Annotated in this window: 8 protein-coding genes; 6 read left to right on the plus strand and 2 right to left on the minus strand. The window is 75.5% G+C overall.

What is annotated here, in order from left to right:
* The 5 genes from AC559T_RS28255 to AC559T_RS28275 form a co-directional block, all read left to right on the plus strand.
* On the plus strand, positions 1-2660 hold a 2660-nt coding region (locus AC559T_RS28255), incomplete at its 5' end, for an SDR family NAD(P)-dependent oxidoreductase (protein ID WP_498870649.1).
* Positions 2657-12007 (plus strand): type I polyketide synthase, encoded by a 9351-nt coding sequence (locus AC559T_RS28260; RefSeq protein ID WP_498870650.1) that lies wholly within the window; start codon positions 2657-2659, stop codon positions 12005-12007. The genes AC559T_RS28255 and AC559T_RS28260, both read left to right, overlap by 4 nt.
* The gene (locus AC559T_RS28265; protein ID WP_498870651.1) at positions 12007-16425 is read left to right on the plus strand and encodes a type I polyketide synthase; all 4419 of its coding nucleotides are present in this window, start codon (positions 12007-12009) and stop codon (positions 16423-16425) included. The genes AC559T_RS28260 and AC559T_RS28265 overlap by 1 nt, the downstream gene beginning before the upstream one ends.
* Positions 16426-16520: 95 nt before the next feature.
* The gene (gene ccrA / locus AC559T_RS28270) at positions 16521-17744 is read left to right on the plus strand and encodes a crotonyl-CoA carboxylase/reductase (RefSeq protein ID WP_498870652.1); all 1224 of its coding nucleotides are present in this window, start codon (positions 16521-16523) and stop codon (positions 17742-17744) included.
* A gap of 88 nt (positions 17745-17832) precedes the next feature.
* Positions 17833-18714 carry a TIGR03621 family F420-dependent LLM class oxidoreductase gene (locus AC559T_RS28275; RefSeq protein ID WP_368951990.1) on the plus strand — a complete coding sequence of 294 codons (882 nt, stop codon included), beginning with the start codon at positions 17833-17835 and terminating at the stop codon, positions 18712-18714.
* 125 nt (positions 18715-18839) lie between these two features.
* Here the strand turns inward: AC559T_RS28275 and AC559T_RS28280 are convergent, their stop codons facing one another.
* The gene (locus AC559T_RS28280) at positions 18840-19736 is read right to left on the minus strand and encodes a TetR/AcrR family transcriptional regulator (protein WP_498870653.1); all 897 of its coding nucleotides are present in this window, start codon (positions 19734-19736) and stop codon (positions 18840-18842) included.
* 135 nt (positions 19737-19871) lie between these two features.
* Here AC559T_RS28280 and AC559T_RS28285 point away from each other — a divergent pair, with 135 nt between their 5' ends.
* Positions 19872-21371 (plus strand): MFS transporter, encoded by a 1500-nt coding sequence (locus AC559T_RS28285; RefSeq protein WP_498870654.1) that lies wholly within the window; start codon positions 19872-19874, stop codon positions 21369-21371.
* 52 nt (positions 21372-21423) lie between these two features.
* Here the strand turns inward: AC559T_RS28285 and AC559T_RS28290 are convergent, their stop codons facing one another.
* Positions 21424-24402 carry a helix-turn-helix transcriptional regulator gene (locus AC559T_RS28290; protein ID WP_498870655.1) on the minus strand — a complete coding sequence of 993 codons (2979 nt, stop codon included), beginning with the start codon at positions 24400-24402 and terminating at the stop codon, positions 21424-21426.
* Positions 24403-24612 lie beyond the last annotated feature (210 nt).

Below are 24612 nucleotides of genomic sequence, written 5' to 3' on the forward strand. Positions count from 1 at the left end.
GTGCGGGCCATCCGGACGGCCCCCGGGACGGCGCGGGAACCGACCCCGACGAGGAGCGCACGGCCGCCGCCCCGGTGGTGATCCCGCTCCTGCGCCGGGACCGCTCCGGCACCACGACCTTCGCGACCGCGCTGGCCACCCTGCACGCCCACGGCCACCCGGTCGACTGGAACCTTCACCCGGCGCCCGCCGAAACGACCGCCGCCGACGCGGACGCCGCCTCCGGTGCCGACACGGGCGAGGCGACGCCCACGGCTGACGCCGCGTTCCCCGCGCCGCCGGTGGCCCTGCCCACCTACCCCTTCCAACGCCAGCGGTACTGGGTGAGCACACCGACGACCGCCGCGGACGCCGGCGCGGCCGCGGATGGCCCGGCGGGTGACAGCGGAACCTTCTGGGCGGCCGTCGAACGCGGCGACCTGACCGGCCTCACCGACGAACTGGGTCTCGACGCGCCCGAACGGGCCGCGGCGCTGGAGGCCGTCCTGCCGGACCTCGCCACCTGGTGGACGAACCACAAGACCACCGCGACCGCCGACTCCTGGCGGTACCGGTCGGTGTGGCGCCCGCTCGCGAGCGACCAGGGTGCCCGGCCGGCGAACCGTTCCCTCGCCGCGGCGGACACGGCGAGCGGCCGGTGGCTGGTGGCCGTACCCGCCGGCGCGGACCTCGACCGGCATCGCCCCGCCTGGCTCGACGCGGTACTCGCGGAGCTGCGCGCCCGCGGTGCCGACACCACGCTGGTCGAGGTCGACCGGAGCGCGGCGGAACGCGGTCGTCTCACCGACCTGCTGCGAACAGCGGTGTCCGGCGGGCCGTCCCCGCTCAGCGGGGTGCTCTCGCTGCTCGCCCTGACCCGCGGCGCGACACATCCCGACCACGGCTCACTGCCGTGGGGTCTGGGCGCCACGACCGCGCTCGTCCAGGCCCTGGGCGAGGCCGAGGTGGACGCGCCGTTGTGGTGCGTCACCCGCGGCGCGGTGTCGACCGGGTCGGGCGATCCGGTGGCCGACCCGGACGGCGCGCTGGTCTGGGGTCTCGGCACAATCGTCGCCGCCGAGCACCCGGGCCGCTGGGGCGGCCTGGTCGACGTGCCCGAGACGGCCGGTGACGCCGTCGCGGCGCGGCTCGTCGCAGCGCTGCACGGCGGCGGGGAGTCGCCGGGCGAGTCGGAGCTCGCCGTGCGCGGATCCGGGCTGCTCGCCCGGCGGCTGGTGCGGGCCCCGCGGATCCCCGCCCAGCCGAGGACCGAATCCGCGGCCGCGACGCGGGGTTGGCAGCCTGGCACCGAGACGGGCACGGTGCTCGTCACCGGCGGGACGGGTGCCCTGGCCGGCCATGTCGCCGGCTGGCTGGCCCGCCGCGGCGTGCGCCACCTGCTGCTGGTCAGCCGGCGCGGTGCGGACGCGCCGGGGGCCGCGGCGCTGGCCACGCGGCTCGGCGAGCTGGGGGCACGGGTGAGTTTCGCGGCGTGCGACGTCGCCGACCGGGCCGCCCTGGCCGAGGTCCTCGCCACCATCCCCGACGACCTCCCCCTGAGCGCGGTGGTGCACACGGCGGCGGTGCTCGACGACGCCCTGCTGGCGAACCTGACGCCCGCCCAGCAGGACCGGGTGCTGCGCGTCAAGGTCGACGGGGCGCGACACCTGCACGAGCTCACCGCCGGCGTGGCGCTCGAGGCCTTCGTGCTGTTCTCCTCGGTGGCGGGCCTCGTCGGCATAGCCGGGCAGGGTAACTACGCCCCCGGCAACGCCTACCTGGACGCGCTGGCCGCGCACCGGCACGCCGCGGGACTGCCCGCCACCTCGATCGCCTGGGGCCACTGGGCCGGCGACGGGATCGCCGAGCCGAGGCTGGCCAGCCAGGGGCGGCGGCACGGTTTCGCGCCGATGGATCCCCAGGTCTGCGTCGCCGCGTTGGAGCGGATCCTCGAACAGGAGGAGACACAGCTCGTCGTGGTCGACGCCGACTGGCCCACCATCCGCCGCGCCCGGCCGTACCGGCTGCTCGACGAACTCGTCCAGGTCCGGGAGGCCGGTGCCGGCTCGGGCGGTACGCCCGGCGCCGGCGGTGCGCCGGGTACCGCCGGGGAGGCGCCCGGTGCGGCGCTGGTCCGGAGCCTGTCCGAGGCGAACGCGGCGGAACGCCGGCGCATCCTGCTCCGCCTGGTCCGCACCGAGGTCGCGGCCGTGCAGGGACATGCGACACCCGACGCGGTGGACACCGCGCGCGGCTTCCGCGAGCAGGGGTTCGACTCGCTCACCGCGGTGGAGCTGCGCAACCGGCTGAACGCGGCGAGTGGGCTGCGGCTGCCAGCCAGCCTGATCTTCGACTATCCGACCCCACGGGTCCTGGCCGACCACCTGGGCGAGCACCTCGTGGCACAGGCGGACGCCGCGGGCGCGGCGAGCACCACGGACACCACGGACACCACGGACACGGCGAACACCACGGTCCTGGCGGACCTCGACCGACTGGAGGCCCGGCTCTCCCGCCTGCCGGCGGGCGGAGACGAGCACCGCCGGGCGGGCGAGCGGATCGCGGCGCTGGCGGCCGCGTGGAGCCGCTCCGAGCCGGGGAACCCGGGCGCGGCGGAGCTCGCCGACGCCTCCGACGACGAACTCATCGACTTCATCGGCAAGGAGCTCGGGATCTCATGAGCGACGACCAGATCCGGCGCCTGCTGAAGCGGGTGACCGCCGAACTGCACGAGACCCGCGGCCGGCTGCGCGACGCCGACGAGGCCGACCGCGAACCGATCGCGATCATCGGGATGGCCTGCCGGTTCCCGGGGGGCGTCGCCTCCCCGGAGGACCTGTGGCGCCTCGTGGCCGACGGTACCGACGCGGTCGGCGACCTCCCCGCCGACCGCGGCTGGGACCTCGACGGTCTGTACCACCCCGACCCGGACCACCACCGCACCTCGTACACCCGTCGAGGTGCCTTCCTGGACGACCCGGGGATGTTCGACGCGGACTTCTTCGGGATCTCGCCGCGGGAGGCGCTGGCCACCGACCCGCAGCACCGGCTGGTGCTGGAGACGGCGTGGGAGGCGTTCGAACGCGCCGGGGTCGACCCCGCCGGGCTGCGCGGCAGCGCCACCGGGGTGTTCGTCGGCACGAACGGCTCCGGATACACCGAGTTCCTCTCCCACGCGCCGCGGGAGGTGGCCGGCTACCTCGGCATCGGCAGCGCCGCCAGCGTGCTCTCCGGCCGGGTGTCCTACTCCTTCGGGTTCGAGGGCCCGGCGGTGACCCTGGACACCGCCTGCTCGTCGTCCCTGGTCGCGCTGCACCTGGCCGCACGGTCGCTGCGCAGTGGCGAGAGCACGCTGGCACTGGCCGGCGGGGTGACGGTGATGACCTCACCGGCGGTGTTCGTCGAGTTCGCCCGCCAGCGCGGGCTGTCGGTGGACGGCCGCTGCAAGGCCTTCGCCGACGCGGCGGACGGCGTCGGCTGGTCCGAGGGCGTGGGCCTGCTCCTGCTCGAGCGCCTGCGCGACGCCCGCCGCCTGGGCCATCCGGTGCTGGCCGTCGTGCGGGGTTCCGCGGTGAACTCCGACGGTGCCTCGAACGGGCTCACCGCCCCGAACGGGCCCTCCCAGCAACGGGTGATCCGGGCGGCGCTCGCCGACGCCCGGATCTCCCCCGACGAGGTCGACGCGGTCGAGGCGCACGGGACGGGGACCCGGCTCGGTGACCCCATCGAGGCCCAGGCGCTGCTCGCCGTCTACGGCCAGGACCGGCCCGCCGAACAACCGCTGTGGCTGGGCTCGCTCAAGTCGAACATCGCCCACACGCAGGCCGCGGCGGGCGTCGCCGGGGTCATCAAGACGGTGCTGGCGATCCGCCACGGCGTGCTGCCGCGGACGCTGCACGTCGACGCGCCCACCTCCCAGGTGGACTGGTCGGCCGGCGCGGTGCGGCTGCTCACCGAGGAACGGACCTGGCCTCGCACGGGACGTCCGCGCCGGGCCGGGGTGAGCTCGTTCGGGGTGAGTGGCACCAACGCCCACGTCCTGCTGGAACAGGCCGAGGCGTCGGACGAGGCGTCGGACGGGCCGTCGGACGGGCAGTCGCCCGATCCCCGGGCCGGGACCGGCCCGGCTCGTCCCGTTCCCTGGGTGCTGTCCGCCCGCACGCCCGCCGCGCTGCACGCGCAGGCCGACAACCTCGCCCGGTTCGTCGGTGGCCGCGACGAACCGGCGCCCGCGCTGATCGGGCACGCACTGGCGACCAGCCGCTCGGCGCTGGAGGAACGCGCGGTGCTCGTCGCCACCGGGCGGGCCGAACTGCTGGCCGGCCTGGCCGCCCTGGCCCACGACGAACCCCATCCCGCGCTCGTCCGCCGGCCCCGGGCGCCAGGGGCCGGCCCGACGGCGGCCGGGGGTTCCGACCACCAGGTGGTCTTCGTGTTCCCGGGTCAGGGGTCGCAGTGGGTCGGCATGGCCGGCGACCTGCTGTCCTCGGCGCCGGTGTTCGCCGAGCGGATCGCGGCCTGCGAGCGGGCGCTGGCCCCGCACGTCGACTGGTCGCTGACCGACGTGCTCGCCGGCGCCGAGGGGGCCCCCTCACTGGAACGGGTCGACGTCGTACAGCCGGCGCTGTGGGCGGTGATGGTGTCGCTGGCCGCGCTGTGGCAGGCCCACGGGGTGCATCCGGACGCCGTCGTCGGGCACAGCCAGGGGGAGATCGCCGCCGCCTGCGTCGCCGGAGCACTCTCGCTGGAGGACGGCGCGGCGGTGGTGGCGCTGCGCAGCAGGGCCATCGCGGCGCTGTCCGGGGCCGGCGGCATGCTCTCGGTGGCGGCGACGCCCGCCGAGGTCGAGACCCGCCTGGCCGGCTGGGGAACACGGCTGTCGCTGGCCGCGGTCAACGGCCCGGGGGCGGTCGTGGTCTCGGGCGAGCCCGCCGCGCTGGACGAGCTCGCCGCGGCCTGCCGGGCCGACGAGGTGCGGGTGCGCCGCATCCCGGTGGACTACGCCTCGCACTCGGCGCAGGTGGAGGGCATCCGCGCGCAGGTGCTCGGCGCACTGGCCTCGATCCGGCCGCGGGCCGGTGACGTGCCGCTGGCGTCCACGGTCACCGGCGACTGGCTGGACCCGGCGACGATGGACGCCGAGTACTGGTACACCAACCTGCGCCGGACGGTGCTGTTCGAACCGGCCGTCCAGACGCTGCTCGCGTCCGACCACACCGTGTTCGTCGAGGTCAGCCCGCATCCGGTGCTGACGACGGCGATCACGGAGACGATCGAGGGCCGGGCGCTGTCCGGGGTGGTCACCGGATCGCTGCGCCGCGACGGCGACGGCGTCGAGCAGTTCCTGCGGGGGCTGGCGACGGTGCACGTCTCCGGGGTGACGGTGGACTGGGCCCCGGCGTTCGCCGGCGTCACCGCGCACCGCGTCGACCTTCCCACCTACCCGTTCCAGCGGGAACGCTTCTGGTTGACACCGCCGGCCGTGGGCACCGATCCGCGTGCGCTGGGCCTGACCGGCGCGGCGCATCCGCTGCTCGGCGCGGTCGTGGCCCTGGCCGACGGCGACGGCCTGCTGCTCACCGGGACGCTCTCGGTACGTGACCAGCCGTGGCTCGTCGACCACGCGGTGCGCGGCGTGGTGCTGGTACCCGGCACGGCGTTCGTGGAGCTGGCGATCCGGGCCGGCGACGAGGTCGGCCTGGACGTCCTGGACGAGCTGGTCCTCGAAGCCCCGCTGGCACTGCCCGCCGACGGGGCGGTGACGGTTCAGGTCGTCGTCGGGGGCCCGGAGGGCGAGGACCCCGCCGCGGAGTCCGGCGGCGGGGTCGCGGACGGCGGGGTGACGGACGACCGGGTGACGGACGGCGGGCGACAACGAGCGGTGCAGGTGTTCGCCCGCCCGCTGGACGGCCCCGAGGCGGAGGGCGGCTGGACCCGCCACGCCAGGGGGACACTGCGTCGCTCGGACACCGTGCCGGGCGGGGAGCGCTGGGAGCACGACACCTGGCCTCCGCGGGACGCGCGGCCGGTGGACGTGACGGACCTCTACGACCGGCTCGCCGAGTCCGGTCTGGAGTACGGCCCCGTCTTCGCCGGGCTCCGGGCGGCGTGGCGGCGCGGGCCGGACGGACTCGGCGGGGAGCTGTTCGCCGAGATCGCGCTGCCCGAGGGCGACCACGGCGAGGCGGCGGCGTTCGGGGCGCACCCGGCGCTGCTCGACGCGGCCCTGCACGGCTCGGCGCTGCTGACCGGGCCGGACCCCCAGCCGGACAGGGGTGACCGCGGCGCGGCGCTCCCGTTCGCCTGGACGGGGGTCCGGCTGCACGCCTCCGGTGCGTCCAGCCTGCGGGTGCGGCTCGTCGCCACCGGACGCGACGCGATCTCGGTGCGCGCCCTCGACGGTTCCGGAGCCCCGGTCGCGTCGATCGACTCGGTGGTGGCCCGCCGGATCTCCGCCGACCAGCTGCGCGCCGTGGAGGCGGGCGTGGGTTCGGCCGGAACCTCGGGCACGCCGCGGGACGCCCTGTTCGGGGTGGACTGGATCGAGCTGCCCACCGCGGCGTCCCACGACGAGGTGCGGGCCACGGTGGCGATCCTGGGCGACGACCCGTTCGCGGTCGCGGCCGGGCTGCGCGCGGCCGGACACGCCACCACGGTGGCGCCCGACCTCGCCCGGCTGGGTGGTCCGCCGGACCGGGAGGGGACCGATCCGGCGGAGCTCGGGGACCTCCCCGACCTGGTGCTGCTCTCGGTGCCGTCACCGGCCGCCGCCTCCCCCGGTCCCGGGAGCGACCCGGCGTCGCCGGTGGCCGGTGCCCACGCCCTGGCCGGGCAGGCCCTGGGCTGGGTACAGGAGTGGCTGGGACGGCGCGACCTCGACGGCGCCCGTCTCGTCGTCCTCACCCGCGGGGCGGTGGCCGCCGCGGCGGGCGAGGCCCCGGACCTGGCCGCTTCGGTCGTCTGGGGCCTGTTGCGCACCGCCCAGTCGGAGCATCCCGACCGATTCCTGCTCGTGGACGTCGACGGCGAACCCGCCTCGGGCGCCGCGCTGCCGGGCGTGCTCGCCACGGCCGCCGCCACCGGCGAACCCCAGGTCGCGCTGCGGGGCGGGCACGCCCGGGTACCGCGACTGGTCCGGGTGACAGCCCCTGCCGCACCCCCCGCCCCGGTGCGCGGAGCGGACAGCACGTCCGGACCCGTCAGCACCGCCGGACCCGTCGGCACGGCCGGACCCGTCGGCACGGCCGGACCCGTCGGCACGGCCGGACCCGTCGGCACGGCCGGACCCGTCGGCACGGCCGGACCCGTCGGCACGGCCGGACCCGTCGGCACGGCCGGACCTCTCAGCACGTTCCGACCGGAGGGCACGGTGCTGATCACCGGCGGTCTCGGCCGGCTGGGTGTGCTGGTGGCGCGGCATCTGGTGACCGACCACGGCGTGCGCCACCTGCTCCTGGTCGGACGGCGGGGCAGCGCGACCCCGGGCGCCGAGCAGGTCGCCGGACTGACCGAGCTCGGCGCGCACGTGACGGTGGCGGCGGCCGACGTGACCGACCGGGCGGCGCTCGCGGGCGTCCTGGCCGCGATCCCGGCCGAGCATCCGCTGACCGGGGTGGTGCACGCCGCGGGCGCCCTCGACGACGGGGCGCTCGCCTCGCTCACGCCCGGGCGCCTCGGGCCGGTGCTGCGCCCGAAGGTGGACGCGGCCTGGCACCTGCACGAGCTGACCCGCGGGCTGGACCTGGCCGCGTTCGTGCTGTTCTCCTCGGCCAGCGCCACCTTCGGCAACGCCGGCCAGGCCAACTACGCGGCGGCGAACGCCTTCCTGGACGCACTCGCCGCCCACCGCCAGGCCCGCGGGCTGCCCGCGCAGTCCCTCGCCTGGGGCCTGTGGGCCGACAGCAGTGAGCTCACCGCCCACCTGGGCCAGGCCGATCTCGCCCGCTTCGCCCGCGCCGCGGTCCGCCCCCTCGCCACGACCGAGGGCCTCGCGCTGTTCGACGAGGCCCGCCGGCTGACGCACCCGCTGCTGGTGGCGGTCCCGCTCGACCTGGCCGCGCGGGACGGGCGGATCCCGGTCCTGCTGCGCGGGCTGATCCCGCCAAGGCGGCGCGCCGCCGCGGCGGGAGGCCCGGGCGGGACCGCGGCCACCGGCCGTCCGGCGACCGCGGCGACGGGACTCGCCGCGCGGCTGCGCGCCCTGCCGGTCGATGAGCGGCTGGGCGCGGTCACCCAGCTCGTCGGCACTGAGGCGGCCACCGTGCTCGGCCGCACCGGGCCCGGAGGCGTCGACCCGAACCGGGCTTTCAAGGACCTCGGGTTCGACTCGCTGACCTCGGTCGACCTGCGCAACCGGGTGGCCGAGGCAGCCGGGCTCCGCCTGCCGGCGACGGTGGTGTTCGACTTCCCGAGCCCGGCGGCACTCGCCGCGCACCTGTTGGCCGAGATCATCGGCACGGACGGCGACGAGGCGACCGGACGGACCTCTCCGGCGGCGGGCCACACCGCCCGATCGGGGTATGCCTCCGGCGCCGGGACCACCGACGACCCGATCGTGATCATCGGGATGGCCTGCCGGTTCCCCGGCGGGGTGACGACGCCTGAGCAGCTGTGGGAACTGGTCGCCGACGGCCGCGACGCGGTGGGCGCCTGGCCCGACAACCGCGGCTGGGACGTCGACGGGCTCTACGACCCCGACCCGGACCAGCCGGGCAAGTCCTCGACCCGGCACGGCGGGTTCCTCTACGACGCCGCCGACTTCGACGCCGAGTTCTTCGGGATCTCCCCGCGCGAGGCGCTGGCCACCGACCCGCAGCAGCGCCTGCTGCTGGAAACCGCCTGGGAGGCCCTCGAACGGGCCGGCATCGACCCGACCACCCTGCGCGGCAGCGCCACCGGGGTCTTCACCGGCGTCATGTACAACGACTACGCGATGCGGCTGCGGGAGATCCCCGCGGAGCTCGAGGGCTACATCCACAACGGCAGCGCGGCGAGCGTCGCGTCCGGGCGCATCGCCTACACCCTCGGGCTCGAGGGCCCGACCGTCACGGTGGACACCGCCTGCTCGTCGTCACTGGTCGCCCTGCACCTGGCCGCGCAGGCGCTGCGCTCGGGCGAGGCCGACCTGGCGCTGGCCGGCGGGGTGGCGGTGATGGCGTCGCCGGCCGGCATGGTGGCGATCTCCCGACAGCGCGCGCTGTCCCCCGACGGCCGCTGCCGCGCGTTCGACGAGGCGGCCGACGGCACGGGCTGGTCGGAGGGCGTGGGGCTGCTCGCCCTCGAGCGGCTCTCCGACGCGCGCCGGCTCGGTCACCGGGTCCTCGCCGTCGTGCGCGGCTCGGCGGTCAACTCCGACGGCGCGTCCAACGGGCTGACCGCGCCCAACGGGCAGGCGCAGCAGCGGGTGATCCGCACCGCCCTGGCCGGCGCCGGGCTGGGCCCGGGCGACGTCGACGCGGTGGAGGCGCACGGCACCGGCACGAAGCTCGGCGACCCGATCGAGGCGAGCGCACTGCTGGCCACCTACGGACGGGACCGCCCCGCCGACCGGCCGCTGTGGCTCGGCTCGCTCAAGTCGAACATCGCGCACACCCAGGCCGCGGCCGGCGTCGCCGGGATCATCAAGATGGTCGAGGCGATCCGGCACGGCCGGCTGCCGCGCACCCTGCACGTCGACACCCCCAATCCGCATGTGGACTGGTCCAGCGGCGAGGTCCGGCTGCTGGTCTCCGAACAGCCGTGGCCGGCCCTCGACCGTCCCCGGCGGGCCGGCGTCTCGTCGTTCGGGGTCAGCGGGACGAACGCCCACGTCATCATCGAGCAGGCACCCGCCGAGCCCGACCGGGGCGGGCCGGCTGCGTCCGCGGTCGTGCCGTGGGTGCTCTCGGCGCGGTCACCGGCGGCCCTGCGGGCCCAGGCCGCCCGGTTGCGCGTCGCGCTGACCGACCGGCCCGCCGCCGGTCCGGCATCGCCGTCCGAGCCACGGCCGTCCGAGCAGCGACCCTCCGAGCAACGGCCCTCCGACGTCGCGGCCGCGCTGCTGCGGACCCGCACCCGGTTCGAGCACGTCGCGGCGGTGGTGGGCACCGGGACCGGCGAGCTGCTGGCAGGGCTGGACGCCGTGGCCGCCGGCGAACCGGCCGACCACGCGGTCCTCGGCGTCGCGAACGTGACACCGAGAGTGGTGTTCGTCTTCCCCGGCCACGGGGCCCAGTGGGTGGGGATGGCCGAGCGGCTGCTGGCCGACTCCCCCGTGTTCGCGGCGGCGATCGACGAGTGTGCGCGGACGCTGGCCCCGTTCGTCGACTGGTCCCTGCCCGACGTCCTGCGCGGCGCGACGGCCGGCTCGGCCGACGTTCCCTCCTTCGACCGGCCGGACGTGGCCCAGCCGGCGCTGTGGGCGGTGATGGTCGCCCTGGCCGAGCTGTGGCGCTCGTTCGGCGTACGGCCCGACGCGGTGGTCGGTCACAGCCAGGGCGAGGTCACCGCGGCGACCGTGGCGGGAGCGCTGTCACTGTCGGACGCCGCGCGCATCGTCACCCTGCGCAGCCGGCTGCTGGTGGGCCTGACCGGTCGGGGTGCCATGGCCTCCGTCGCGCTGCCGCTCGCGGAGATCACCCGCCGGCTGGAGACCCGGGCCGGCCGGCTGTCCGTGGCCACCGTCAACGGGCCCGCCGCGGTGGTGGTGACCGGCGACGAGGAGCCGCTCGACGAGCTGCTCGCCGAGCTGGCCGAGGAGGGCGTGCGGGTGCGCCGGCTGCGGGGCGCGGTCGTGGCCGGCCACTCCCCGGTGATCGACGACCTGCGGGACGCCGTCCTCGACGGGCTCGCCGAGATCACCCCGCGCGCCGGTGAGGTGCCGCTGCTGTCAACGGTGACCGCCGACTGGCTCGACACCGCGACCATGGACGCCGCGCACTGGTTCCGCAACCTGCGCCAGACGGTGCTGTTCGAACCGGCGATCCGCGCGCTGGCCGAGCAGGGCCACACGGTCTTCGTCGAGGTCAGCCCCCATCCGGTGCTGGGAGTGGCGCTGGCCGAGACCCTGGACGCCCTCGGCGGGCCGGCGACGGTCGTGACCGAGACGCTGCGCCGCCAGCACGGCGGCCTGGACCGCTTCGCCGTCTCGCTCTCCAGGCTGGCCACCCGCGGGGTGCCCGTCGACTGGTCGCCGCTGGTTCCCGGGACGGACGCCCGCCCGGTGGACCTGCCCACCTACCCCTTCCAGCGACGCCGCTACTGGCTCGACGGCGGCGGCGCACTGGCCGTCGGCTACGCGGTGGACGGCCTGGACGCGCTGGGCCTGACAGCGCAGGAGGGCGGCGCCGCGGCCGGCGGGAACGGATTGCTGACCCGGCTGGCCGGCGTCGAGGAGGCCGAGCGCGGGGAGCTGCTGCTGACACTGGTCCGGACGCAGGCCGCGACGGTGCTGGGGCACGACCCGGAGACGGTGGGCGCCGACCGGGCCTTCAAGGAGCTGGGCTTCGAGTCGCTCACCGCCGTCGACCTGCGCAACCGGCTGAACGCGGTCACGGGCCTGACCCTGCCGGCGACGCTGGTCTTCGACTTCCCGACACCGGCGGCGATCGCGGCGGAGCTCGCCGACCGGCTGGCGGACCGGCTTGCCGCTCTGGGCGACCTGACCGCCGGCCCCGACCCCGCCCACACCGCCCACGGCGCCGACGGCGTCGTTCCCGCCGCGGACCGCACCGGCGGGAACGGCTCGCGTCGTGCGGGGTCCGGGCTCTCCGCCGCGGCCAGCCTCGACCTGCTCGAGGCCGCGCTGCCCCGGCTCACGTCCGGGGCGGACCGGGTGCGGGTGCTGGCCCGCCTGCGCACGCTGGCCGCGTCGTGGGCCGACGGCGTCGAGACGGGCCCGGTCGACCTGGACGGCGAGCGGTCCGTCGGCACCGCCGCGGCCGGAGCCGGCGAAGCGGCGAGCCGGGCGCACCTCGACACGATCGACCTGGCCGCCGCCACCGACGAGGAGCTGTTCGCCCTGATGGACGACGCCGAAGGACAAGCCTGATGCCAGACGACGACAAGCTGCGGGAGTACCTGCGCCGGGCGCTCGGCGACGCGCAGGCCGCACGCAGGCGGGTCCACAGCCTCGAGGCGCGTGCCCGTGAACCACTCGCGATCATCGCCATGGCCTGCCGTTTCCCCGGCGGGGTTCACTCCCCGGAGGACCTGTGGGAGCTGGTCGAGCAGGGCCGCGACGCGGTGGGGCCGTGGCCGACGAACCGCGGCTGGGACGTGGAGGCGCTCTACGACCCGGACCCGGACCGGCCGGGCACCTCGTACACGCGCAGCGGGGGGTTCCTCCACGACGCCGGCGAGTTCGACGCGGCGTTCTTCGGGATCTCCCCGCGCGAGGCGCTGGCCACCGACCCGCAGCAGCGCCTGCTCCTGGAGACCGCCTGGGAGGTGCTGGAACGGGCCGGTGTCGACCCGACGTCGCTGCGAGGGAGCGCGACCGCGGTGTTCGCGGGGCTGGCGAACCAGGACTACCTGATCGGCATCGGCGAGATCCCCGCCGAGCTGGAGGGCCACGTCGCCGTCGGCAACCTCGGCAGCGTCGCGTCCGGCCGGATCGCCTACACCTTCGGCTTCGAGGGCCCGGCGGTCACCGTCGACACCGCCTGCTCCTCGTCCCTGGTCGCGCTGCACCTGGCCGGGCAGGCTCTGCGCGGGCGCGAATGCGACCTGGCGCTGGCCGGCGGGGTGACAGTGATGGCCACCCCCACCGGTTTCGTGGAGTTCTCCCGCCAGCGCGGGCTGGCCACGGACGGACGCTGCAAGGCGTTCGCCGGCGCGGCGGACGGCACCGGCTGGTCGGAGGGCGTCGGGCTGGTCGCGCTCGAGCGGCTCTCCGACGCCCAACGGCTCGGCCACCGGGTGCTGGCCGTCGTGCGGGGCTCGGCGGTCAACTCCGACGGCGCGTCCAACGGCCTGACCGCACCCAACGGGCCCGCGCAGCAGCGGGTGATCCGCGCGGCGCTGGCGGCGGCGCGTCTCGCCCCGTCCGACGTCGACCTGGTGGAGGCGCACGGCACCGGCACGACGCTGGGTGACCCGATCGAGGCGGGCGCCGTGCAGGCGGTGTACGGCCGGGACAGGCCCGCCGACCGGCCGTTGTGGCTGGGGGCGCTCAAGTCGAACATCGCGCACACCGCCGCGGCCTCCGGGGTGGCGGGTGTGATCAAGACGGTGATGGCCATCCGCGCCGGGGTGCTGCCGAAGACCCTGCACGTCGACACCCCGACGCCGCACGTCGACTGGGGCGACGGCGACGTCCGCCTGCTCACCGAGGCCCGGCCGTGGCCGAGCACAGGTGCTCCGCGCCGGGCCGGGGTGTCGTCGTTCGGCGTGAGTGGCACGAACGCCCACCTGATCCTGGAGCAGGCCCCCGAGAACCCCCCCGCCGCCACGGCGACGGGTTCGGGCGTGCCGGGCGAGGACGCCCGACCCGCGCGGCGGCCACCGGCACTGCCCTGGGTGATCTCCGCCTCGACGGTGCGGGCGCTGCCCGCCCAGGCACGGGCCCTCGCCGCGTGGCTGCGGACCGGCGTGGACGCCGACCCGCTCGACGTCGGGTACTCACTGGTGACCACCCGCGCCCGGCTGGCCCACCGGGCGGTCGTGGTGGCCGCTGACCGCGACGGCTACCTGGCCGCTCTGGACGCGCTGGCCGAGGGCCGCGCGACCACGGCCGTGGCGCGGGGCCTCGCACGCCGGGGCCCGACCGGCGCCGGGCCGGCCGCCGGGCCCGGGGGGCGCCTCGCGTTCCTGTTCACCGGGCAGGGCAGCCAGCGGGTCGGCATGGGGCGCGAGCTGTACTCGTGGTCGACGGTTTTCGCGCGGGCGTTCGACGAGGCCGCCGCGGAGCTCGACCGCCAGTTGGCGGACCACCACGAGGGGACCGCGCCGAAGCCGCTCGCCGAGGTCGTGTTCGGCGCCGGTCATCCCGGCCGGGTGGACGCCGACGCCGGGTCGGCGACCGGGCCGGCCGGTCTGCTGGACCAGACCGTGTACACCCAGGCCGGGCTGTTCGCGGTGGAAGTCGCCCTCTTCCGCCTGATGGAGAGCTGGGGGCTGCGGCCCGACTTCGTCGCCGGGCACTCGATCGGCGGGATCGCCGCCGCGCACGCCGCCGGGGTGCTGACCCTGCCCGACGCCGCGGCGCTGGTGGCGGCACGGGGCCGGCTGATGCAGGCCTGCCCGCCCGGCGGGGCGATGGTCGCGGTCGAGGCGAGCGAGGACGAGGTCCTCGCGGCACTCGCCGACCTGCCGGACGCCGGTGAGGACGTGGGCGGGTCGGGCGCCGGGGCGGGCGTGGGCATCGCCGCCGTCAACGGCCCGGACGCCGTCGTGCTCTCCGGCGACGAGGCGCCCGCCCTCGCGTTGGCCGCGGTGTTCGCGGACCGGGGTCGACGGACCCGCCGGCTGCGGGTCAGCCACGCGTTCCACTCGCATCGTCTCGACGGCATGATCGAGGAGTTCCACCGGATCGCCGACAAGATCGTTCTCTCCGAGCCCTCGGTGCCGGTCGTCTCCGACCTGACCGGGGAGCTGGCGGGCCCCGGGGAGCTGACGTCGGCGCGCTACTGGGCGGACCACGTGCGCCGACCGGTCCGGTTCGGGGCGGTCCTGGCCCGGCTGCGTGCCGCCGGGGTCACCCGCTTCCTCGAGGTGGGCCCGGACGGCGTCCTCACCGGGATGGCGCACGCCGCGCTGTCCCCGCGACCGGACTCCGCCGCGGACACAGGCGCCCGGGAGGTGGTGCTGGCTCCGGCGCTGCGCCGGGACCGGCCGGAGACGGCGACCCTGCTGGGCGGCGTCGGCCGCCTGTACGCGCACGGTGTCGCCGTGAACTGGCCGGCCCTGTTCGACGCGCTCACGGTCGCGGGCCCGGCCGCCGACGCCCCGCTCGGGCCACGACCGCGCACGCTCGACCTGCCCACCTATGCGTTCCAGCGGCGGCACTTCTGGCTGGCGGGCACAGCCGTCCGGTCCGCGCCCGCCGTCGGCGGCCCGCCCCTGGCGTCCGGGTCCGGCGACGCCGGGGACGACGCCGATGACGGTGCCGTCACCGACGTCGAGGTGTGGAGGGCCCGGCTGGCCGCGGTGGCGGGGCCGGACCGAGAGCTGCTGCTGCTGGAGCTCGTGGTCGGCGAGACGGCCGCCGCCCTCGGGCACGACACCCCCGAGGACGTCGAACCCGACCTGGCGTTCACCGAGCTGGGCCTGGACTCGCTGACCGGGCTGGAACTGCGCGACCGGCTGAGCGCGATCACCGGGCTGACGCTGCCCGGCGCCGCCGTCATCCACCATCCCACGCCGCGGGCCCTGGCCGAGGCCCTCGGCCGCCGGCTCGACGAGAGCGCGGCCGGCGCGCGGGCCGGCGGCACATCGGTGTTCGGAGCTCCCGCACCTCCCACCGCGGACGGGGCGGCGGCCGTCCCCGATCCCAGGTCCGGCGCGGTGGCTGCCGACGGCGCCGCGGTCCGCACCGCCGGGACGCCGGCGCCGACACCGACGCCGACGCCGACGCCGACGACAGGAGACGCCCGACCCAGCGCGCTCGCCGAGGTGTACCTCGGGCTGTGCGCGGCGGACCGAACGAACCAGGCGGCGGCGGTGCTGGTCGCGGCGTCGTCGGTCCGCGAACGCTTCGGCCGTGACGAGCGCGCCTCGCACGCCGGCGCGCCGGTCCGGCTCGCGCGGGGACCGGCCCGTCCCGGTCTTGTCTGCCTGCCCTCGCTGAGCGCGCTGTCCGGACCGCACGAGTACCTGCGCTTCGGCCGCTCCTTCCAGGGCACCCGTGACGTCTTCGTCGTGCCCGCACCGGGCTTCACCGACGGCACCCTGCTGCCCGACGCGTTGGACACGTTCGTGGACCTGCTGGTCGACGCGGTGGTGGCCGAGGTCGGCGGGGAGCCGTTTGCCGTGGTCGGCCGCTCCCTCGGCGGCTGCGTGGCGCACGCGGTGACGGCCGGCCTGGAGGATCGGGGCCTGCGCCCGGCGGGGCTCGTCATGGTCGACACCTATCCGACGGACGCCGCCGCGACCCCGGGCATGGAGTGGTGGCTGCCGTCCCTGATCCGCGGGATGCTCGCCCGCTCCGGGCAGTTCGACCTCTCGCTCAACGACACCAACCTGACAGCCATGGGCGGCTATCTGGAGGTGTTCGGGCCGTGGCAGCCACGTTCCGTCGCGACGCCGACGCTGCTGCTGCGCACCACCGAACCACTGCCCGGAATGCTGCCCGATTCCGACGACGACGCCACCGGCCCTGCCGGTTCCGCCCCGCGCCGGGACTGGCGTGCGTACTGGCCCCTGCCGCACGACGCGGTCGACGTCCCCGGCAATCACTTCTCGGTGCTGGAGGAGCACTCGGAGACGACCGCCGAGGCGGTACGCGCCTGGCTGGATCCGCTCGGCTGACCCGGCCCGCCCCCGGCCGCCCGCGGCCGGCCCGACGACCGACGACCGACCCATCCGACGACGAGAACGGCAGGCACACGATGGCCCACACGAGAGTGAAGGAACTGTACGAGCCCGGCACGCTCCCGCCCGCCGGCTCCGTACCCGAGCTGATGTACGCAGCGGTCATCCGTCAGGACCGCCTCGGCCCGCCCGACAAGGCGATCCGCACCGAGGTCGTGCCGGTGCCCGAGGTCGGCCGCGGCCAGGTCCTCGTCCACGTGATGGCCGCCGGCATCAACTACAACAACGTCTGGGCCTCCCTCGGCCGGCCCGTCGACGTGATCGCCGCACGGATGCGGCTCGGGGACCCGGTCGACTACCACATCGGCGGCTCCGAGGGTGCCGGCATCGTGTGGGCGGTCGGCGAGGGTGTCCGGCACGTCAAGGTCGGGGACGAGGTCGTGCTGACCAGCGCGCAGTGGGACGAGACCTCACCCGACATCCGGCTCGGCACCGACCCGATGGCGTCGTCGACCCAGCTCGCCTGGGGCTACGAGAGCAACTTCGGGACGTTCGCCCAGTACGCGCTGGCCGACGAGTACCAGTGCCTGCCCAAGCCCGCGGGGTTGGACTGGGTGGACGCCGCCAGCCTGATGTGCACCGGCGCGACCTCGTACCGGCAGCTGTGCGGCTGGCCCCCGCACGTGGTCGAGCCCGGGGACCCGGTGCTGATCTGGGGCGGCGCGGGCGGGCTGGGCTCGATGGCGATCCAGATCGTGCGCTACCGGGGCGGGCGCCCCGTCGCGGTGGTCTCCGACGAGGCGCGCGCCGAGCACTGCCGCCGCCTCGGCGCCGTCGGCACGATCAACCGCCGCGACTTCGACCACTGGGGCCGGCTGCCCTCGGTGGACGACACCGAGGCCTACCGCGGGTGGCTCGACGGCGCCAAGCGGTTCGGCGCGCAGATCTGGGAAGCGCTCGGTGAACGCCGCGCGCCCCGGCTGGTACTGGAGCACTCGGGTCAGGACACCCTGCCGACCTCGATGTACGTGTGCGCCACGGGGGGCATGGTGGCGATCTGCGGCGGCACGTCCGGCTACAACGGGGACCTGGACCTGCGCTACCTGTGGATGCGTCAGAAGCGCCTGCAGGGCTCGCACTTCGCCAGCCTGCGCGAGTGCCGGCAGGTCGTCGGTCTGGTCGCCGAGGGCGTCCTCGACCCCTGCCGGACCGTGATCGGCACGCTCGACGACGTCGGATACGCCCACCAGCTGCTGCACGACAACCGGCAGCCGCCCGGGAACCTCGTGGTCCGGATCAACTCCCTTCCCGACTGATCGGCGCCCCCGCGGCCCCTGACCGGGCCGCGATCCGCACCTGACCCCATCCCCTCACCTGTTGTACTCACCGCCTACGGAGGCAGACGTGACGCTCCCCTTCCGCTTCGGCACCGGCCTGCTGGAGATCCCGCGTGGCGAGGCGTGGACGACGACCGCGCGCCGCGCCGAGGAACTCGGCTACGACGTGCTGCTCGTGCCCGACCACATCGGGAACACGGCCCCGCTGCCCGCGCTGGTGGCGGCCGCGGCCGTCACCAAGCTGCGGCTGGGAACGCTCGTACTGAACACCGGCTTCTACAACCCCGTGCTGCTCGCCCGCGAGGTGGCGACCACCGACCAGGTCACCGGCGGACGCCTCGAACTGGGCCTGGGCACCGGTTACGTGCGCGAGGAGTTCGAGGCCCTCGGCCTGGAGCTGGGAACCGCCAGGGAACGCGTCGACCAGCTCGAGCGGACGCTCGCCACTCTGCGGACGGTTCTGGACAACCCCGAGTCCGTCCCGGCGCCCGCGCAGGAGCGCGTCCCGCTGCTGGTGGCCGGCAACGGCAACCGGGTGCTGCGGCTGGCCGCCGAACACGCCGACATCGTCGGCTTCCTGGGGATGGCCTTCTCCCCGGAGTCGCCCGGCGGGCTGCGGCTGATCTCGAACGCGACCTTCGCCGAGCGGGTGGCCTACTTCGCCGACGTGGTGGGCGAGCGGGACGCGCAGGTCGAACGCAACCTGCTGATCCAGGCAGTGATCATCACCGACGACCGGGATGCCGCCCTGCGGCACCTGCAGGCCACCCAGCTCCCCGTTCCACTGGAGGACCTGGACGACTCGCCGCTGCTGCTGATCGGTGACCTCGAGCAGGTCACCGACCGGGTCCGCGAGCTGCGGGACCGTTTCGGCATCTCCTACCTCACGGTGATCGAGCACTACCAGGAGGCCTTCGCCCCCGTGGTCGAGGCCCTGCGCGGGACCTGACCCCAGGACACCACCCTCCCGCCGCGGACCCGGCACACCTCGGATCCCGCGAGAGCCACACTTGCCGACGACAACCAAAGTTGTCATCGGCAGGCGTGGCGGCGCTCGCGGCCGGCGGCGGAAACCTAGGTTGTCGATGGTGCCGCGGGAAGGGGGGTGGACAGGCCGGGCCAGCGCTTGCGGGCCGCCTGCCGACTGATCCCGACCGCCCGGCCCACCTCGCCATAGGACGCACCGGCCGCGAGGGCCTCGCGAGCGACCCGCTCGACCCGGTCGGCGGTCTGCCGCCGCGCGGACTCGGCCGCCGCCAGCCGGGAAAGCCAGGCCTGCGCCGGCTCCGCCGCCCCACCGGCCGGCGGAGGAGACCCGGCGGCCGTCCCGGCCCCGGCGCCCACCAGCCCCTCCCCCGCCGTGTCCGCGCCGTCCGCCGGGCCGGTCACCAGGGGCTGCAGGCAGGGACCGAGCAGGCTGACCAGCCGGTCGACCGAGACCCGCTCGACCTCGGGGATGCGCAGCAGGTACCGGGTGACCAGCAGGCCGATCAGGACGGTCACGACCAGACCCGCCCGCAGCTCCACCTCCTCGCCGGTGAGCACGCCGGCGAGGAGGTCTCCCTTGGGATGGGCGAAGGCGCAGCGCACCGCCTCGGCGGCGGGGGCATGGGTCAGCATCGAGCGCAGGGCGGCGAGATTGGCCTCGGGGGCGTGCTCGATCTCGGCGATCATCACGGCCAGCATGCGCTCACCGAGGCCCTCCAACGGGCCCAGGACCGCCGCGCCGAACCCGACGTCGATCTCGGAGGCGACCTCGAAGAGCCCGGCCTTGGAGCCGAAGTGCTGCATGACAAGCGCGGGGTCCACCCCGGCACGCTGAGCCACCGCGCGGATCGTCGTCTGCTCGTAACCGTGCTCGGCGAACAACCCGCGCGCGGCGTCGAGGATGGCCAGCCTGGTGCGGGCGCGGCGGTCCCCGCGCCCCGTCGCCTGATCGGGGTCGACGACAAGCTCTGTGTCGGACGTCACAACGAACCTTTGCTCCACGGTCGTTGACCCATGTGTTGAGATCTATCTACGGTCTGTGAGTCTACAGGCGTCGAGCGAAAGTCTTCCCGGACAGCCTCGACCTGACCCAACACACCACCCCAGGAGACCCACGACATGCCATCCACGGAACCGGCCGCCCGGCCGGCCGGCGCCACCTCCCGGCGCCGCGCGCCCGCATGGCTCGTGGTGAGCGTGCTTGCCGCCGCCCAGTTCATGATCGCCGTCGACGCGACCATCGTGAACGTGCCGCTGCCGCAGATCGCCGCCGCCCTCGACATCACGAAGGAATCCGACCTGCAGTGGGTGGTGAACGCCTACCTGCTGGCGTTCGGGGGCTTCCTGCTGCTCGGCGGCAAGGCCGCCGACCGCTACGGCCGGCGCGCGGTCTTCACCCTCGGCGTCGGGTTGTTCGGAGTGGCCAGCCTGGTGGGCGGCCTGGCCCAGACCCCCGGCCTGCTCATCGCCGCCCGCGCCGCGCAGGGGCTCGGCGGGGCGCTCATGACACCCGCCGCGCTGAGCCTGCTGACCATCTCGTTCCCGGAGGGCGAGGAGCGGAACCGGGCGCTGGCCATCTTCGCGGCGGTGGCCGGCAGCGGTGGCGCCCTCGGCCTCGTACTCGGCGGCGTCCTCACCGACGGACTCGACTGGCGGTGGGTCTTCTTCGCGAACGCCCCGATCGCCGCGGTGGTGATCCTCCTGGCGCTGCGAGCCGTCGGCGAGAGCAGGGACGACGAGGCGGGCAGCTTCGACCTGGCCGGAGCAGTCACGGTCACCGGCGGCCTGGTCGCACTGGTCTACGCGCTGACCCAGGCCAACGACACGGGGTGGGCCACCGTCCAGACCGTCGGGCTGCTCACGGGGTCGGCGGTCCTGCTCGGCGCGTTCGCCGTGCTCCAGGCGCGAGGGAAGAACCCGATGATGCCGCCCCGGGTCATCGGGCGCCGCAGCGTCGCCGGCGCCGATCTCGGCATGGTCTTCGTCTACACCGCGACGGTCGGGGTGTTCTTCTTCCTCACCCTGTATCTGCAGCAGATCCACGGCTACTCCGCGATCAGGACCGGCTTCGCCTTCCTGCCCCTGTCCGCGGCGACCATGGCGGCCGGTGCCCAGGCACCCCGGCTGATGGCACGGTTCGGAGCGCGCCCGCTCGTCATCGGCGGGCTGCTCCTCATGGCCGCCGGCCTGCTGCTGGAGGCGCGGATCTCCCCCGACGGCGGGTACACGGGCGTCGTGCTGGGCCCGCTCCTGCTGGTCGGGGCCGGCACCGGGTTCGCCTTCGTCGCGATCACGGCGGCCGGAGTGGCCGGGGTCCCGCCGGAGGACGCCGGTATCGCGTCCGCGCTGGTGAACGCCGGCGGCCCACTCGGCGCGGCGCTGAGTCTCGCGATCTTCACCGCGATCGTCAACGCCAGGCTCGACGCGCTGCGCGGGTCGGTGACGGACCCCACCTCGCTGGCAGCGGCAACCACCAGCGGGTGGTCGTGGGCGCTCGTGACCGGGGCGGCCGTGGTCGCGCTGGGCGCGGTCATCTGCGGCCTGCTCATCCCGCGTACCCCGCGGGGTGCCACCACCGAGACCGCACCCGCGGTGACATCACCGGCCGGCGTCGCCTGAGCATGCGGCCATGACCCCGCCGCACACGTCCGGCGACCGCGCGGACCGCGTCTCAGACGTTCAACGAGACCGGCAGGTCCGCCCGGCCCGCCACCCGCAGCTTGCGGTACGTGCGAGTCAGATGCTGCTCGACCGTGCTGACCGTGATGAAGAGCCGACCGGCGATCTCCCGGTTGGTGTGACCGGCCGCGGCCAGGGTCGCCACCTGCAGCTCCGCCGCGCTCAGCACGTCCAGGCCGACACCACCGCCGGTGGCGGCACCGGCCTCGGGCCGGTCCGAGGCGATCCGGTCCGAGGCGAGGACGCCGGCCGTGGCCAGCGGACCGCCGGTGACGATCCGGCCGTCCGGCTCACCGGTGGACGGCTGCCCGTCCCACACGCCGCCGCCCAGCCCCGACTGCTCCGGACGCTCCAGGTGCGGATGTCCCGCGTGCCCCAGGTGCGCCGCGCCACCACCGCCCTGGGCCAGCAGCTGGCGATGCAGTGGAACGGCCTGACAGTCCGCGGCGATCATGGTCGCCCGCCGGGTGACCATGCGCGCCCGGTTCGCCTGCCCGAGCCTGCGGTACACGTTCGCCAGGTCGGCGAGCGCCGCCGCGATCTGCTGGCGGTCGCCGGATGTCTCCAGCATCTCCACGGCCTCGCGCAGCAACGCCATCCGGCGCCGCGGTTCCACCGCCGACGCCAGCGCGCGCAGCGCCATGCCCCTGCTGCGCCGGTGGTCGGACCCGGCCCGGTCCAGGTGTTCCTCCGCGAGCCGCAGCGCCGGCTCACCGCGACCGAGCCGCAGCAGCGCCGTGACCGCCTCCACCCGCCACGGGACGAAGGCGGGCAGGTCGAGCCCCCAGTCGCCCAGCAGGCGGCCGCAGGTCAGCAGATCGTCGAGGGCGGCGTGCGGCCGGCCGGCAGCGAGGTGGACCTGGCCACGCGCGTGGAGGAACTGCGCACCGAAACGAGTCTGGAACATGGCGTCGGGTACCGACATCTCACGGGGGTCGAGCGTGTCGTGCTCGCCCATCGCGGCGCTCGCGGCGAGCAGCACCGACAGGGGTCCGCCGACCGCGACCCCCCAGCTCCAGGCCGGGATGTGTGTCAGCGCGGCCTGTGCGAACCGGCGCGCGGCGGCCAGCTCCCCGCGGCGCAGCGCGACCTCCGCGCGGGCCGCGGCGAACAGCGCCTGCCAGGTCGGGGCGCCGCGCAGTTCGGCCTCCCGCAGCAACGAGTCGCACCACGACCGCGCGAGATCGGCCCGGTCCGCGTAGATCAGGACGTAGAGCGCCGTGTCCAGGGAGCAGAACGTCGCGTCGTCCAGCGGGGCCGCCTGCAGCACCCGCTCGGCGATATCGACCGCATCCGACTCACCGCCGCCGCCGCGCAGCAGTCTCGTCATGGCGGAGGCCACCGCGAGAGCCGGACCGGCGACGACCGACGGCGGGACGGAGCCGTGCGACCAGCCCGAGGGCCGGCCCAGATCCGCGATGACGCCCGGCTGCGTCACGCTGAGCCACTCCCAGGTGAGGTGTAACTCCGAGACCACCGCCGGCGAGAGCCCGGCCGCGGCGTGTTCGACATGACGCAGCACGTCCGCCGCCGTGTCGCAGCGCCCTTCCAGGATCAGGGGGCGGACCAGACCGATCGCCTCCTCGTCCGGAAGCTCACCGGCGCGCAGCGCGTCGACGAGCGGGGCGAGGTGACGGAAGGCAGCGCCGGGATTCGTCCGGAACTCCGCCCGCGCCCGCAGCAGGGTCACCGCCCGTCGCTGAGCCTCGTCCGCGCAGGCGGTCACCGCCAGCCCCAGGCAGGCCGCGGCGAACGCCACGTTGTCCGTGCGCAGGGACTCCTCGGCCGCCTTGCACAGGACGTCCAACGCCCACGGCTCGTCGGCGCGCCCGGCGGCCACCAGGTGGATCGCCAGGATGCCCGCGGCCGCGCCCTCCCGGTAGAGCAGCCGGGCCGCGCGCCGGTGCAGGGCCGCCCGCTCGTCCGTCGCCAGGTCGGCGAGCACCGCGGCCCGCGCGGCCGGATGCCGGAACCGTCCGGCGCACAGCAGGCCGGCCGCGCTCAGCGCGCCGAGGGCCGAGTCGGCCACCTCTGCCTCCGCGGCGACGAGCCGCCGCAACACCGCCGAGGAGTCGGACTCCTCGAGCACGGCCAGCGCCCGGGCGACCGCCAGCATGCGGGTGCCCCGGTGCGCGCAGGTCACGACGGCACGCGCGAAGACGCTGCCCGGCACCGGCTGGTCGGGGCACGTGGCACCCTCGTCGCCGAATCCCCGGGGGACCTGTCTGGACCCCTCCGGGAGCGTGTCCTCCAGCAGCGCCCTGACCAACAGGGGGTTGCCCCCCGAGAGCTCGTGCACCGCCGGGGCCAGCGAGGCGACCAGCTCGGACGGGGCGAGGGCGGCGACGATCCGGGCGACCCCGTCCAGGCTGAGCGGGCCGACCGGGACCTGGCACAGGGCGGGCTGCCGGAGCAGATCGGCGTACCAGGCCGTCCGGCTGCGGTCGATCTCCAGCAGCCCCTCGGACATGGTGAACACCATCAGCACCCTGGCCGAGGCGAGACGACCCGCCAGGTACAGCAGGCAGTCACGGGACGCGGCATCGACGAACTGCAGGTCGTCGACCGCGATGACGACCGGCGTACGCGCCGAAAGGTCGCGCAGCGTCTCACACAGCAACTGACGGACCTCGATACGCAGGTGGTCCGCCGCAGCCGCCTCGGTCTCACACGCCAGGGCGAGGGCGTCGACACGCAGCTGCGACCGAACGCGGTCGCGGTCGGCGGTCGGCAGCCCGCCGACGATCTGACGGAGCAGACCCAGGGAGTACTCGCTCTCCGCGCACACCCCGGCCCCCTCGAGCACGGTCGCACCGCTCGCGGTCGCGCGCGCCACGAAGGCGTGCAGAAGTTCCGTCTTCCCGACCCCGACCGGTCCCCCGATGACCGCGATGCCGCCGCCGCGTTCCTGGCAGTTGTCGACGAGCCGACCAAGCCGAGCCAGCTGCCCGGCACGCTCAACCAATGTCATGGAGACCCTCTGCGCTCTCGTCCGGCCTGACGATGAAGCCCCTGGCGAGGCACCGGAGGGGCTCCCGGTCCAGGAAAGGTCACGCCATACGCATCCGGCATTCCTCCATGTCGCGCCGGGACGATTACCCACTTCACCGATCGAAAAGCGTGGTCCCGTTCAGCATAATGACCCGAAGGTGGGCTCGATGTGCCTCCGTTGGGATCGACG

Source organism: Frankia sp. Hr75.2 (genome assembly GCF_949319125.1).
GTDB classification, from domain to species: Bacteria; Actinomycetota; Actinomycetes; order Frankiales; family Frankiaceae; genus Parafrankia; species Parafrankia soli.